The sequence below is a fragment of the Enterobacter sp. Cy-643 genome, from assembly GCF_011752815.1.
GTDB lineage: Bacteria > Pseudomonadota > Gammaproteobacteria > Enterobacterales > Enterobacteriaceae > Cedecea.
The window spans coordinates 1506084-1519260 of record NZ_VWWV01000001.1; the positions used below are offsets into that span (position 1 = coordinate 1506084).

The following is a 13177-nucleotide window of genomic DNA, read 5'->3' on the forward strand; positions in this document are numbered from 1 at the left end:
GTTACCTTCAATAGCGTATAAAATAATTTGTCGGCAATGTTAGCAAAGCAACGAGGATAAAACGATGCAGGACTGGAACCCCGCGCTCTATTTGCAGTTTGAAGCTGAACGTACCCGCCCGGCCGCTGAGTTGGTTGCCCGAATTAACCACCCTGGCGCAAACACCTATACCGATTTAGGCTGCGGCCCAGGCAACTCCACGGCACTGCTGCGTAATCTGGCGCCAAAGGCCACGATCACCGGGCTGGATAACTCTCCCGCGATGCTCGCCAAAGCCAGTACCGCGCTGCCCGACTGCCGCTTTGAAGAAGCGGATATTGCCAGCTGGCAGCCCGCCGTGAAGCAGGATGTGATTTTCGCCAATGCATCGCTGCAGTGGATAGCCAACCATAAACAGGTCTTCCCACATCTCGCCGCACAGCTGGCAGACAGCGGCGTGCTGGCGGTACAAATGCCCGATAACTGGCAGGAACCCACGCATACCCTGATGCGCCAGGTTGCGGATGAGCTGGGGATCTCACGCTCGAGCCGCGAAGCTTTACTGACGGCTCAGGAGTATTACGATCTGCTGGCCGAAAGCGGCTGCACGGTGGATATCTGGCGCACGACGTATTTCCACGTCATGCCGTCCGCCCGCGCCATCATCGAGTGGTTAAGCTCGACGGGCCTGCGCCCTTACCTGCACGGGCTGGACGCCATTCAGCAGGAGGCGTTTCTTGAGCGCTACCACCAGTTGCTGCAGCGCGCCTATCGCAAACAGCATGACGGCAACGTGCTGATGCCGTTTCCCCGCCTGTTTATTGTGGCGCGGAAAACGGCCTAGAATGAAGTGCCCTGTTGGCGCAGGGCATCAATGTCCTGCAGCGGCGACGCGCCAAATGCCCGGCGATACTCCCGGTTAAACTGGGAGGGGGAATCATAGCCCACCTTCCAGGCGACGCTTGCCACATCGCCTTCGCAGCTCAATAAACGGCGTCGTGCCTCCAGCAGGCGAAGCTGTTTTTGGTACTGCAGCGGGCTCATGATGGTCAGAGCTTTAAAACGGTGATGCAGGCTGGAAGCGCTCATGCCGACGCGCTTCGCCAGCTCATCAATGACCAGCGGCTCGGCATAATTCTGTTTGATCCAGTTAATGGCTTCCCCTACGCCTTTGCCCTGCGCCCAGCCCAGCGCCTGTTTCCAGAACGATGCGCCGGCGGGCGCGATGACCAGCCTGTAGAGAATTTCTTGCTTGATGAGCGGCGCGAGGGCATGCAGATGCTGCGGGGTGTCCAGCAGCCTGACCAGGCGCAGAAAAGCACCCTGGAGCTCTTCTTCCGCGGCGGCGACCCAGGCCCCGGTTTTCTCCCCATTGCCGTCCGGCAGCACCACGTTCATGTTCATGATCAGGTCGGCAATTTCTTTCCCGTCAAGGTCGATGCGCACGCCGTAGTAAGGCTCTGCTTCACTGGCGCGGGTCACCTGCCCGGAGACCGGCATATCCACGGCGGCCAGCGAATAGCTGCCGGGGCCATATTCCGTGACGTTGTCACCAATAAGCATCTTTTTGCTGCCCTGCAACACCATACACATGGACGGGGAAAGCATCCCGCGATTGAGCAATGTCGGCTGTTCGATGCGAATAAAGCTGAGCCACGGCAGCGCGCAGCCCAGCTCTTTCATCCCGCTGCCGCCCGCCGGATAACGACGGGCTACACGCTGGTGGAGTTCTTCAATAATGCGGCCCGAAGGCCGCTCGGTTGATTGCATATTACTGCCCCATGATGGCTTTGGGTTCAAGATACGCCGCCAGCCCGTAAGTGCCAAATTCGCGGCCAAGTCCGGACTGTTTAAACCCGCCGAACGGCGCGAGCGGTTCATCATAAACACCGTTGACGAATACGCGCCCGGCGATGAGCTGGCTGGCAACCGCTGCCGTGCGTTCAGCATTTTTCCCGCTCACGTAGGCCTGCAGGCCGTAAACCGTATCGTTGGCTATCTGCACCGCCTCTGCGTCATCGCGGTAGGTAATTACCGACAGCACCGGGCCAAAAATTTCCTGCTGGGCAATGGTCATGTCGTTGCGCACGTTCACAAACACCGTCGGTTTCACAAAGTAACCGCTTGCCAGCCCTTCGGGACGCCCTTCTCCGCCGCAAAGCAGTTCCGCCCCTTCGGCAACCCCGCTGCGAATATACTCCTGCACGCGCTGGTACTGGCGGGCGGTCACGGCGGCACCGATGTTGGTTTTCGGATCCCGCGGGTTGCCGGGTACCAGACCAGGCAGGTGTTTGAGAATTTGCGCTTTGACCTCTGCCAGCCTGCTTTCCGGAACCAGCAGGCGAGTCCCTGCGATACAGGCCTGGCCGCTGTTCCAGCTCATCACCTGCAGCGCCAGCGGAATGGCGGTATCGAGGTCGGCATCGTCCAGCAGCACGTTGGCAGATTTGCCGCCCAGTTCAAGGGTGACGCGCTTCATGGTTGCCGCCCCGTCACGGGCAATCGTTTTGCCCACCGCCGTTGAGCCAGTGAACGAGATTTTAGCCACATCCGGGTGGCGCGTGATTTCCGCGCCAACCACATTACCCAGGCCGGTAACGATATTAATCACGCCGTCGGGCAGCCCGGCGGCATGCAGGCATTCCGTCATTATCGCCGTTTGCCGGGCGCTGAGCTCGCTGGGCTTGATAACGGCGGTGCTGCCGGAAGCAATCACCATCGACAGTTTGCCGGCGATAAAGCCGTAGTTAGCGTTCCAGGGAGTAATGAGCCCAACCACGCCCAGCGGCTCCATGACCACTTTCGCCATCCCCGCCTGTGATTCAAAAGCGTAGTCTTTCAGCAGATCGATTGCCTGCAGGAAGCTGTTGTAGGACCGCGCCACGGTGCTTTGGGCGAAAGCGACCGGGCAGCCGTATTCATCCACCATGGTCTCCACCAGCTCGTCTTCACGGGCTTTTACGGCGTCGTGCAGCAGCTGGAGCCAAATCATTCTTTGTTCGCGGCTGGAAAGGCGCATTTGCGGAAATGCGGCTTTTGCCGCAGCAATGGCGAGGCGGGTGTCTTCTTCGTCTGCCAGGCGAACCTGAGCGACAGGTTGTTCGCTGACGGGATGAATTAAGGTCAGCACCTCAGTGCCGTGGGGCGTGACGTGCTGACCGTTAATATAGAGGGTATCGATGGTTCTCATTTATTGCGCTCCAGGGGGTTGTGTCTGACGCTTAAAGTGTCGTCGAACACGCCCGTTTTCCTGTAGCGCAATCCTGTTTGATGCTTGCACAATCCTGCAAATCAGGACTGTTTTTTCATCTCTCTGCTGGCCACGTTCTGAAAACGTTTGGCGCGCAGCCAGTCGTAACACCAGTTATAAGCCACGGTGTACGGCAGGAAGAACAGGAAGAAACCAATCTCTACCATCAGCGCCTGCAGCAGCGTGACATTCAGCATCCAGGCGGCAAGCGGCAGGCCAATCAGAATAAAACCCCCTTCGAAGCCCAGCGCGTGCGCAACGCGCAAGCCCATACCACGCTTGAGTGACGGCGGGTAAAATTTATCAAACCCGGCGTTGTAAATAATGTTCCAGACCATCGCGACGGTGGACAGCATGATAGCCAGCGCACCCATCTGGAAAAGCGGTTTGTTCATTAGCCAGGCGGCGGTTGGCGCACAGATACCGATGGCGATAGCCTCGAAGCCGACGGCATGCACAATGCGCTCAGACAGGCTTCTGTTGTTTTGCGATTTCATTTTGATGACTCCTTTTTCACAAGGTCGCCATTATCATCGTAATTATTGATATGATATAGCTAACAGCCATCGATAAAAGCGATAGTTTATGCGTTACTCCCCGGAATCACTGGAAGCCTTTTTACAGGCCGTTGAAACGGGTTCTTTTTCCGCCGCCGCACGCAAGCTGAAAAAGAGCCAGTCCACTATTAGCAGCGCTATTGCCAACCTGGAAGCTGACCTCGGCGTGACGCTATTCGATCGCCACGCCAGGCAGCCCACGCTTACCCCGCACGGGCAGCGAGTTTTGCCCTATGTACAGGCTATTTTTGCCGCCAGCGAGCGGCTGGATGAAGTTTCCGTCAGGCTGGCCGACAACGTCGAACCGCGCCTGACGTTTGTGCTTTCCGACATGTGGCAAACCGCCCACCACGAATCCATCCTGCAGCAGTTTTCCGGGCGTTACCCGGACATCGAATTTGAATGCATTATTGCTGAGGATGAAGACGTGATTGATAGCCTGCAGATTGGCCGCGCCCACGTCGGCGTCCTGCGGGTTCAGGAAAGTTACCCGCCGGATATCACCGTCGCCCGCCTTCAGGTCGGCGCAGAAATGACCATTTTCATCCATCGCGATCATCCGCTGGCGAAGCAGGCAGAGGTGCGAATGGATGAGCTACATACCGTGCGGCAGCTGGTGCTTAAGACCTTTGTGCGTCCCGGCAAGGTCGCCGCACGCGGCCCTATCTGGTCGTCCCCATCTTTACTTCTGCTGCTTGAAATGGCGGAACAGGGTTTTGGCTGGGGAATTTTGCCGAGCTGGCTGGTTAACCAGTTTGGACACGGCGTGCTTAAGCCGCTGAAGGTGGAAGGCTGGCCGCAAAATCTTGAGGTGGATGTCGCCTGGTCGAACAAAACGCCGCCTGGGCCAGCTGGCCGCTGGCTGATAGACCGGCTGCGCGAGCGGCGGTAATAACTCGGCACACACTTGCGGTTGTCACCCACACGGATTTCAGGTTAAAAAACATTATTCCACCAACAGGATCCCGTAAATGAGCGTTATCACTCCCCTTTTTGCTATTACCGCCACCATCGCGCTGGGCGCCATGAGCCCCGGCCCAAGCTTTGTTTATGTCGCCCAAAATGCCGTAGCGCGTTCACGCGCGCATGGGCTGGTGACCGCGCTGGGTACCGGCGTCGGGGCGGCGGCATTTTCGCTGATGGCGCTGCTGGGTCTGCAGGCTTTTCTGCTGGCGGTACCGGTGGCTTATACCGGGATCAAGATAGCCGGCGGGCTTTATCTGCTGTGGCTGGCTTATAAGATAATCAAACACTCGCGCGAACCGCTGCACGTGGGTGCGGTGGGCAAAAGCGATAAAAGCATGGTGGCAACCTTCCGCGATGGGCTATTCACGCAGTTGAGCAACCCCAAAACCGCCGTCGTATTCGCCAGTATTTTTACCGCGCTGCTGCCGCGCGAGATCCCGGCGTTTTACTACGTCGTGCTGCCGGTGCTGTGCTTTGTGATTGATGCGGGATGGTATTCGATTGTCACGCTGGTGCTGTCTTCAGAGAAGCCGCGCAATGCTTACCTGCGTTTTAAAACCGTGATTGACCGCTTAGCGGGCGGCGTGATGGGGATTTTGGGGCTGAAGCTGATTTTCTTCTCACGCTAAAAAACAGAAAGCCACCGCTTGCGGTGGCTCAGACAGAGAGGGATCAGTGAATCCCCAACCGGTGCGCATGGAAAATCTCTTCACGCAGCTCAAGGTGAGTTAAACCCAGCAGATCGGCAAACTCCAGCTTGAGCTGCTGCAGGCGGATCAGGAATTGCGCGGGGGTTAACTGCTCTTGTTCACGGCGAAGAAATTCAAACGCTAAGGTGGTTGGGGTTATCTCGGTGTCCATGGTAATCCTCTGTTGGGTTGTGAAATCGACACTATTGTACCACTAACGCGCTGTGCAAAAAACAGCCAATGCCGGATTTCTGGCGCACAACTGACATAACAACATCAGGACTGAAACATGTTTTCTAAGCATTATGAAGTGGATGAAAGCCATATTGATTTTCAGGGCGTAGTCGACGGCCTGTACTATCCGTTTTACATGGAGTGGACGCGCCACGCCTACATGCGCGAGGCGCTCGGCATTGATATCGAGGAAGAGTTTCGCCAGGGCAAGCTCTACATGGTGCTGGAGTACTCCCTGCGTTTTCGTAAAAGCCTGCAGAAAGGCGACAACGTTGAAGTCACCTGCCAGCTTGAACGCAACGAAAAACGCAATCGCGTCAACTTTGCCCAACAGATCAAAGTTGACGGTGTGGTCTATGCCGAAGCGACGTTTGTCGCCACCTGCCTGGCCAATGGCCGCCCTTCCATGCCGGAAGCCGTTCTGAACGCACTGGAACAGCTTTAACATCGATTAGCGAAGGGCAACCGCGCTCTTCGCTAACCTTCCTCCAGCGCCTGGAGGATGTAATCTGTTCTCCACTCCACGCTCCCCTCCGGCAACACGATTAACCGATACCCTAGCTTGCCGTAAGTGTCAGCCATGATTGCAGCCGTCTGCACCGCCTCTTCCCAGCTCTGCTTTCTTTCTGCATCCCCGGCATAAATAGCCTTCCAGGGCGGCGCCAGGAAAATATCAGAATGGTAGGGAAACCGTCTAACGGCTTCCAACAGATGATCCGGAATGGGCAACTGCATCAGGGTGAGATAACCCAGGATGTCCGGCACGCCGCGATCGTAAAAACAATAAGTCTGTTTTTCGTCTGCGCCATACCAGGAGCGCATTTCCCACCCAAGCATCTGCTCAGCAAATGCCGCAGGATCCTGCCAGGGTAAGGCGTGCCCGCCAATTTGCTGCTGGTGCTGAATAATGCTCCTCCCGGCCTCCGGCTGACAATCAAAACCCCGGCGCTTGAGCTCATTAATAAGAGTACTTTTCCCGGAACCTGGCCCGCCGGTAAGCACCACGCGTTTCACCTGAATATTGTTCATAAACCTCCCAAACATTATTTTCTTTACTGATTTATGGTGATTCCACGCCCTCGTTCCTGCTACCCTCTGGCAAAAAAGTGAATAAGACTTAGGATCACCCGCATGCAAGAATTTATCCGGCCGGTTTTGAACCTGCCTAACAACGAGAAGAAACTGCTGCTGCACTCCTGCTGCGCCCCCTGCTCGGGTGAAGTCATGGAGGCCATACACGCGTCCGGTATCGAATACACCGTGTTCTTCTACAACCCAAACATTCACCCGCAGAAAGAGTATTTACTGCGCAAGGATGAAAACATTCGCTTTGCGGAACAGCACGGCGTGCCGTTTGTGGATGCGGATTACGATACCGATAATTGGTTTGAGCGTGCGAAAGGGATGGAGTGGGAGCCGGAGCGTGGAGTGAGATGCACCATGTGCTTTGATATGCGTTTCGAGCGTACCGCACTTTACGCCCATGAGCACGGATTTAATGTCATCAGCAGTTCGCTGGGGATTTCCCGCTGGAAAAACATGCAGCAGATTAACGACTGCGGGCACCGCGCCGCCGCGCCTTATGAAGGCATGAGCTATTGGGATTACAACTGGCGCAAACAGGGTGGCTCCGCTCGGATGATTGAAATCAGCAAGCGCGAACAGTTCTACCAGCAGGAATACTGCGGCTGCGTCTATTCCCTGCGCGACACAAACCTGCACCGGAAAGCCAATAACCGTCCGATGATTAAAATCGGCAAGCTGTTCTACGGCAAAGACGATGAGTCATCTCAGGCTTAACCCGCTGAATGACTGACACATTTTTGCATTAATTAACGGTTGCCCGTAATAAGGGCAGCTGTTTTAATTTCCTCTTTGAATTATTACCAGAGGGAACTATGCAAAATAATACTGACGCTGGCGCCAGGGCTTACAATCCCGTCACGCTAAAACTTTACGACTGGTGGGTGTTAAAGATCTCAAATCAGTACGCCTGGCGTTGCCCGACGGACACCGTTCTTCTCCCGCATTTCAAGGCCCACGCCGGCGACAATCATCTGGATATCGGCGTGGGAACGGGCTATTACCTGCCTCACCTGCCTGCCACCGTTGAACTTTCCCTGATGGATTTGAACGCCAGCAGCCTGCAGGCGGCCTCGGCAAAAGCGGGCCACAGAGTCAAAGACCATCTGCAGCATGACGTTTTTAAGCCCCTGCCGCAGAGCTGGCACGATCGTTTTGACTCCATTTCACTTTTCTATTTGCTGCACTGCCTGCCAGGTTCGCTCAATGACAAAGCGCTGGCGATAGATAACATCGCCCGTGCGCTTAAAACAGAAGGTACGCTCTTTGGCGCGACGATTCTGGGTGAAGGCGTGGCGCACAATGCTTTTGGCCGCAAACTAATGAACGTTTATAACAAGAAAGGGATCTTTTCTAATCGGCCAGATTCAGCAGGGCTGCTAAAGGATGTTTTGACCGCGAGATTCGAACGGGTCGACGTAAAAATTGAAGGAACAGTCGCGTTATTTACCGCCAGCGGACGCCGCGATTAAGAGGGAAAATCCGGGAGCCTGCCGACATCGATCAGGCCCCGTAATCGTTCAAAATAACCCAGAAGTACCCTGCTTTTTCCCGAGCAGGTTTGCAATTTATAGCCAGCAACCTTGTAAATTGCACGGATATATTCTGTTTGATTTTTAAGGCACTTAACGCAAATCAGGGCTTTGCAGTTTGCGTTAAGTGCGATTTCACTGCGGCTACACTAGTGAGAGCGCTTTCTTCAATGTTATTGCTCCGCCAGCCCGCGGTTTTTCAGCATCGGCTCGCTGTGCGGATCGTGCCCTCGCCAGCCGCGGTACAACGCTTCCAGATCGCTGCTGTTGCCCCTTGAGAGAATCGCTTCCCGGAAGCGCTGGCCGTTTTCGGCGCTGAGCCCACCCTGCTCGACAAACCACTGATAGCCGTCGTCCGCTAACATTTGCGTCCAGATATAGGCGTAGTAACCCGCCGCGTAGCCGCCACCAAAAATATGGGCAAAATAGCTGCTGCGATAGCGAGGCGGTACTTCGGCCAGATTGATGTGCTCTTTTTCCAGCGCTTCAGCTTCGAAACGCGCCACGTCGTCGATGGCCGTGTCTGGCGCCAGGCTGTGCCAGTTCATGTCCAGCAGCGCCGCCGCCAGCAGTTCGGTCATGTCGTAGCCTTTGTTGAACTGCGCGGCGCGGAAAAGTTTACTGCGCAGCGACTCCGGCATTGGCTCGCCGGTCTGGTGATGCCGCGCGTAATTAGCAAACACCTCGGGATGGCTTGCCCAGTGCTCGTTAATTTGCGAAGGGAACTCCACAAAGTCTCGCGGCGTGTTGGTCCCTGAAAGGCTCGCATAGCGCTGGGTAGCAAACAGGCCATGCAGCGTGTGGCCAAACTCGTGGAACAGCGTGATGACATCGTCCCAGGAAATTAGCGCGGCCTCGCCGCTGGCCGGTTTGGTGTAGTTGCAAACGTTGTAGATAACCGGCATGGCGTCAAACAACGTGGATTGCTCAACAAAGTTCCCCATCCACGCCCCGCCGCCTTTGCTGTCGCGGGCGAAGAAATCACCGTAGAATAGCGCCATGCCGCGCCCGTCGTTATCAAAAATCTCCCAGGTGCGAACATCCGGGTGGTAAGTCGGGATATCAAAACGTTCCACAAAACGCAGCCCGAAGAGCCGGCTGGCGGCCCAGAACACACCGTTGGTCAGCACGCCGTTGAGTTCAAAATACGGTTTGATCTGCCCTTCATCGAGATCGTACTTCGCGCTACGCACCTGCTCAGCGTAAAACTGCCAGTCCCATGCCCTGGCCTGGAATCCTCCATTTTGCGCATCAATCACGTCCTGAATATCTTTCAGCTCGCGTCGGGCGCGCCCGGTGGCCGCAGGAACAATATTCCGCATAAAGCGCAGCGCCGCATCAGGGGTTTTCGCCATCTGGTCGGCCATTTTCCATGCCGCATAGTTTTCAAAGCCCAAAAGCTGAGCCTGAGCAGCCCGCAGCGTAGCCAGACGAGCAACGATAGAACGGGTATCGTTCGCATCGTTGCGCTGGGCACGCATCCAGCCAGCCTCAAAAAGCGCTTCTCGCGTGGCGCGGTTGCTCAGACTTTGTAAAGCGGGCTGTTGGGTGAAATTCAGCAGAGGAAGCAGCCATTTCCCCGGCAGGTTTTTGTCAGCCGCCGCCTGTGCCGCCGCCGCAATTTCCGCCCTGCTAAGACCCTGAAGCGACTCAGCCTGGTCCACAACCAGCCCGCCGGCTTTATCCGCCGCATGAAGACGATTGTTGAACTGGCTGGTGAGCTGAGCGCTTTCTTTGTTTAGCGCTTTCAACTGCGTTTTATCCTGCTGGCTTAACGTGGCACCCGCGAGCTTGAACGACTGCCAGGTCACCTCCACCAGCCGCAGGGATTCCGCATCCAGATTGAGGTCGTGGCGCTGCTGATAAACGCGATTCAGCCGGGCGAATAAGGTGTCGTTCAGGCGAATTTCATCGGCAAGCTCAGCCAGTTCGGTGGAGAATTCTTCATCAAGCTGCTGGAGGAAATCGCTGGTATGTGCCGACGTCATGGCGTAGAACACGGTGGTCACTCGGCCCAACATCGCGCCGGTTTTCTCCAGCGCCAGGTAGGTATTTTCAAACGTCGCCGCCGCCGGATCAGCGGCAATGGCCGCAACTTCTTCGCGCTTGATGCGCTTACCTTCATCGAAAGCCGGTCGATAATGTTCGTTAGTTATCTCATCGAAATGTGGGGCCTGATAAGGCAATAAACTCGGCTGGAAAAACGGGTTGCTCTGCAACATCCTCTACTCCCGGTGACCTGAATGTGGGGGTAGTTATAGCGCATTTAGACTCGTATTTTAAAAGAAAAACTAAGATTACCGTGGCCCGTTAGCGTGCTAAGGTAGTGCCAGACAAAAGCGTTGAGGAACAGAGAGATGATTGTACTGGTTACGGGTGCTACCGCGGGCTTTGGTGAAAGCATTACCCGCCGTTTCGTTAAGAATGGCCATAAGGTTATTGCCACCGGCCGCCGTCAGGAACGCCTGCTGGAGCTTAAAGAAGAGCTGGGCGACAACCTGGTTACGCTGCAGCTGGATGTACGCAATCGCGCGGCAATAGAAGAAGCGCTGGCGTCCCTGCCGGCCGACTGGCAACAGATTGATATCCTGGTCAATAACGCCGGGCTGGCGCTGGGCATGGAGCCTGCGCATAAAGCCAACGTCGATGACTGGGAAAACATGATCGACACCAACAACAAAGGCCTGGTTTATATGACCCGCGCCGTGCTGCCGGGCATGGTCGAGCGCAATCGCGGCCACATTATTAATATCGGTTCTACGGCGGGCAGCTGGCCTTACGCCGGGGGCAACGTCTACGGGGCGACCAAAGCCTTCGTGCGCCAGTTCAGCCTGAACCTGCGTACCGACCTGCATAAAACAGCCGTTCGCGTGACCGACATCGAACCGGGCATGGTGGGCGGCACCGAGTTTTCCAACGTTCGCTTTAAGGGCGACGATGACAAAGCCGGAAAAACTTACGAAAACGCCAACGCGCTGACGCCGGAAGACGTTACCGAAGCCGTCTGGTGGGTGGCTACGCTGCCGAAACACGTCAATATCAACACCCTGGAAATGATGCCGGTCAGCCAGACGTTTGCCGGTCTGAGCGTCCATCGCGAAGGGTAATTCTGGCGAAAGTCATCGTGAAACGGGGCCATTGCAGCCCCGTTTTTTTTATCTGATCACATAGCGATCAGGCCCGGCCCCAGCCAGCAACGATGATCAGCATCCCGCAGAAAGCAATGGCCGCTCCGGTCCAGTCGTAAACGCTGAGCTTCACGCCGTCGACCACGCGCAGCCAGAGCAACGCCGTCACCACATAAATCCCGCCGTAGGCCGCATAGACGCGCCCGCTGGCCGCGGGATGCAGCGTCAAAAGCCAGACAAAAATCGCCAGCGACAGCGCCGCTGGCAGCAATAACAACGGAGAGCCGTTGCGTTTAAGCCATAGCCAGGGCAGAAAACAACCAATAATCTCCGCCAAAGCGGTGGCAAAAAATAGCAACGTTGTTTTGATCATATTGTCTTTTCTTCAGTAATAATGATGCCCACTAACTCTGACATTAGGCGCGAATCAGCCTCAATGATATGATTAGTTTTATTAAACTAAAAAGGAAATCGCAATGAACTCAATCCTTCGTAAGTCTTTGTCATGGATGCCGTTAGCCTTGCTGGGAGCTGCATTCATGGTTTCTATGCCAACCCAGGCCGATACTAACGTGATCGTTGTTCCGGGCGGAACGAACGGCGTCGGTGGTCAGGAGAACTCCCTGACCCGCCAGCGCGCAGCGGAAGAAAAAGAGCAGTGGAATGACACCCGTACCCTGCGCCAGAAGATCAACCGCCATAACGAAAAAGTGTTCGACCGTGAGTCGGCGCGCGGAGACAAAGACTGGGCCAAACAAGATGCCGCCCAGGATACCTTCGACAAATGCCAGCAGAGCGCCAACGTGAACGCCTACTGGGAGCCGAACACCCTGCGCTGCCTGGATCGCCGCACCGGCCGCGCGATCAATCCATAATAGTGCCCATCTCAAACGAGGCTTCTGCTTAAGAAGCCTCACCATCATCAGCGCAAGGATTTGCTATGAGTAACGAACTGCCTATTCGTCTTCGCCCGCTTGAGCGCGAAGATCTCCGTTTCGTCCATCAACTGGACAACAACGCCAGCGTCATGCGCTACTGGTTTGAAGAGCCTTACGAAGCCTTCGTGGAGCTGTCTGACCTGTATGACAAACATATTCACGATCAGAGCGAGCGCCGCTTTGTCATCGACTGCAACGGCGTGAATGCCGGGCTGGTTGAGCTGGTCGAAATCGACCACATCCACCGCCGGGCGGAGTTTCAGATAATTATCACGCCGGAGTTCCAGGGCAAAGGACTCGCTTCGCGCGCGGCCAAACTGGCCATGGAGTACGGCTTTACCGTGCTCAATCTCTATAAGCTCTACCTGATTGTCGATAAAGAGAACGAAAAAGCGGTACATATCTACAAAAAGCTGGGCTTTATCGTGGAAGGCGAGCTGATCCACGAGTTCTTTATTAACGGCCAGTACCGCGATGCCATTCGGATGTGCATCTTCCAGCAGCAGTTCCTGGCGCAGAAAACCCCGGAAAAAACCCTGCTGAAGCCGACGGCTCAGTAACCGCTTTTCACAGATGAATGCCGCCCTGCGCGAGCGTTCATCTGTCCTTCCCCTGTTTCTCTCACCAGTCTTCTTGCCGCTTCGTCTATTTTCCAGACAATCAGACGGGTTTTTCCTGCAAACCACTCAATCAGAACTAAAATAATAGGGCTGTAAAATTTTGCGTTTAAAAGGCAACGGCTATCAAATTCGTAGGCCCATCCAGATATTAATTATCGATCGTAGAGATTATCGTTGTCGGGCATACATATAACGGAGAGC

The 13177-nt window shown here is 55.5% G+C and carries 16 protein-coding genes; 9 read left to right on the plus strand and 7 right to left on the minus strand.

Features of this window, described 5'->3' with window-relative positions; translation table 11 throughout:
- Nucleotides 1-64 precede the first annotated feature (64 nt).
- Entirely contained in the window at nucleotides 65-823 is a 759-nt protein-coding gene (tam, locus tag F3J29_RS06930) for a trans-aconitate 2-methyltransferase (protein ID WP_166864224.1), read from the plus strand.
- Here the strand turns inward: tam and F3J29_RS06935 are convergent.
- The 3 genes from F3J29_RS06935 to F3J29_RS06945 form a co-directional block, all read right to left on the minus strand.
- Nucleotides 820-1749, minus strand: coding sequence for an AraC family transcriptional regulator (locus F3J29_RS06935; RefSeq protein ID WP_166864227.1), 930 nt, complete (start codon nucleotides 1747-1749; stop codon nucleotides 820-822). The genes tam and F3J29_RS06935 overlap by 4 nt on opposite strands.
- A gap of 1 nt (nucleotide 1750) precedes the next feature.
- Complete coding sequence (locus F3J29_RS06940) at nucleotides 1751-3169, minus strand: aldehyde dehydrogenase family protein (RefSeq protein WP_166864230.1); 1419 nt, start codon at nucleotides 3167-3169, stop codon at nucleotides 1751-1753.
- 101 nt (nucleotides 3170-3270) lie between these two features.
- A complete protein-coding gene (locus F3J29_RS06945; RefSeq protein WP_166864233.1) occupies nucleotides 3271-3726 on the minus strand; it encodes a multidrug/biocide efflux PACE transporter in 456 nt (151 codons plus the stop codon).
- 88 nt (nucleotides 3727-3814) lie between these two features.
- Between F3J29_RS06945 and F3J29_RS06950 the strand changes: the two genes are divergently transcribed.
- Both F3J29_RS06950 and F3J29_RS06955 read left to right on the plus strand, forming a co-directional pair.
- Nucleotides 3815-4678, plus strand: a complete 864-nt coding sequence (locus F3J29_RS06950; RefSeq protein ID WP_166864236.1) for a LysR family transcriptional regulator — start codon at nucleotides 3815-3817, stop codon at nucleotides 4676-4678.
- 79 nt (nucleotides 4679-4757) lie between these two features.
- Nucleotides 4758-5381 carry a LysE family translocator gene (locus tag F3J29_RS06955; protein WP_166864239.1) on the plus strand — a complete coding sequence of 208 codons (624 nt, stop codon included), beginning with the start codon at nucleotides 4758-4760 and terminating at the stop codon, nucleotides 5379-5381.
- Nucleotides 5382-5424: 43 nt separating this feature from the next.
- On the opposite strand, the gene F3J29_RS06960 is transcribed toward F3J29_RS06955, so the two are convergent.
- Nucleotides 5425-5613 (minus strand): YdiH family protein, encoded by a 189-nt coding sequence (locus F3J29_RS06960; protein WP_008459131.1) that lies wholly within the window; start codon nucleotides 5611-5613, stop codon nucleotides 5425-5427.
- Between the two features lie 117 nt (nucleotides 5614-5730).
- Here F3J29_RS06960 and F3J29_RS06965 point away from each other — a divergent pair, with 117 nt between their 5' ends.
- Entirely contained in the window at nucleotides 5731-6120 is a 390-nt protein-coding gene (locus F3J29_RS06965; RefSeq protein ID WP_008459134.1) for an acyl-CoA thioesterase, read from the plus strand.
- A 32-nt stretch (nucleotides 6121-6152) separates the two neighbouring features.
- Here F3J29_RS06965 and F3J29_RS06970 read toward each other — a convergent pair whose 3' ends face one another.
- Nucleotides 6153-6704: an AAA family ATPase gene (locus F3J29_RS06970; RefSeq protein ID WP_166864242.1), complete on the minus strand. Its 552-nt coding sequence runs from the start codon at nucleotides 6702-6704 to the stop codon at nucleotides 6153-6155.
- A 102-nt stretch (nucleotides 6705-6806) separates the two neighbouring features.
- On the opposite strand from F3J29_RS06970, the gene F3J29_RS06975 reads away from it, so the two are divergent.
- Together F3J29_RS06975 and F3J29_RS06980 are read left to right on the plus strand one after the other, a co-directional pair.
- Nucleotides 6807-7475, plus strand: coding sequence for an epoxyqueuosine reductase QueH (locus F3J29_RS06975; RefSeq protein WP_008459139.1), 669 nt, complete (start codon nucleotides 6807-6809; stop codon nucleotides 7473-7475).
- 98 nt (nucleotides 7476-7573) lie between these two features.
- Nucleotides 7574-8230, plus strand: a complete 657-nt coding sequence (locus tag F3J29_RS06980) for a class I SAM-dependent methyltransferase (protein ID WP_166864245.1) — start codon at nucleotides 7574-7576, stop codon at nucleotides 8228-8230.
- A gap of 233 nt (nucleotides 8231-8463) precedes the next feature.
- On the opposite strand, the gene dcp is transcribed toward F3J29_RS06980, so the two are convergent.
- Nucleotides 8464-10512 (minus strand): peptidyl-dipeptidase Dcp, encoded by a 2049-nt coding sequence (gene dcp, locus F3J29_RS06985; protein ID WP_166864248.1) that lies wholly within the window; start codon nucleotides 10510-10512, stop codon nucleotides 8464-8466.
- Between the two features lie 135 nt (nucleotides 10513-10647).
- Here dcp and ydfG point away from each other — a divergent pair, with 135 nt between their 5' ends.
- The gene (gene ydfG / locus F3J29_RS06990) at nucleotides 10648-11397 is read left to right on the plus strand and encodes a bifunctional NADP-dependent 3-hydroxy acid dehydrogenase/3-hydroxypropionate dehydrogenase YdfG (protein ID WP_166864252.1); all 750 of its coding nucleotides are present in this window, start codon (nucleotides 10648-10650) and stop codon (nucleotides 11395-11397) included.
- A gap of 67 nt (nucleotides 11398-11464) precedes the next feature.
- On the opposite strand, the gene F3J29_RS06995 is transcribed toward ydfG, so the two are convergent.
- Nucleotides 11465-11791 (minus strand): YnfA family protein, encoded by a 327-nt coding sequence (locus F3J29_RS06995; RefSeq protein ID WP_166864255.1) that lies wholly within the window; start codon nucleotides 11789-11791, stop codon nucleotides 11465-11467.
- Between the two features lie 103 nt (nucleotides 11792-11894).
- On the opposite strand from F3J29_RS06995, the gene F3J29_RS07000 reads away from it, so the two are divergent.
- Both F3J29_RS07000 and speG read left to right on the plus strand, forming a co-directional pair.
- A complete protein-coding gene (locus tag F3J29_RS07000; RefSeq protein ID WP_008459153.1) occupies nucleotides 11895-12293 on the plus strand; it encodes a DUF1283 domain-containing protein in 399 nt (132 codons plus the stop codon).
- A 65-nt stretch (nucleotides 12294-12358) separates the two neighbouring features.
- Nucleotides 12359-12916 (plus strand): spermidine N1-acetyltransferase, encoded by a 558-nt coding sequence (speG, locus tag F3J29_RS07005; RefSeq protein WP_008459155.1) that lies wholly within the window; start codon nucleotides 12359-12361, stop codon nucleotides 12914-12916.
- The last annotated feature ends 261 nt before the right edge of the window (nucleotides 12917-13177 follow it).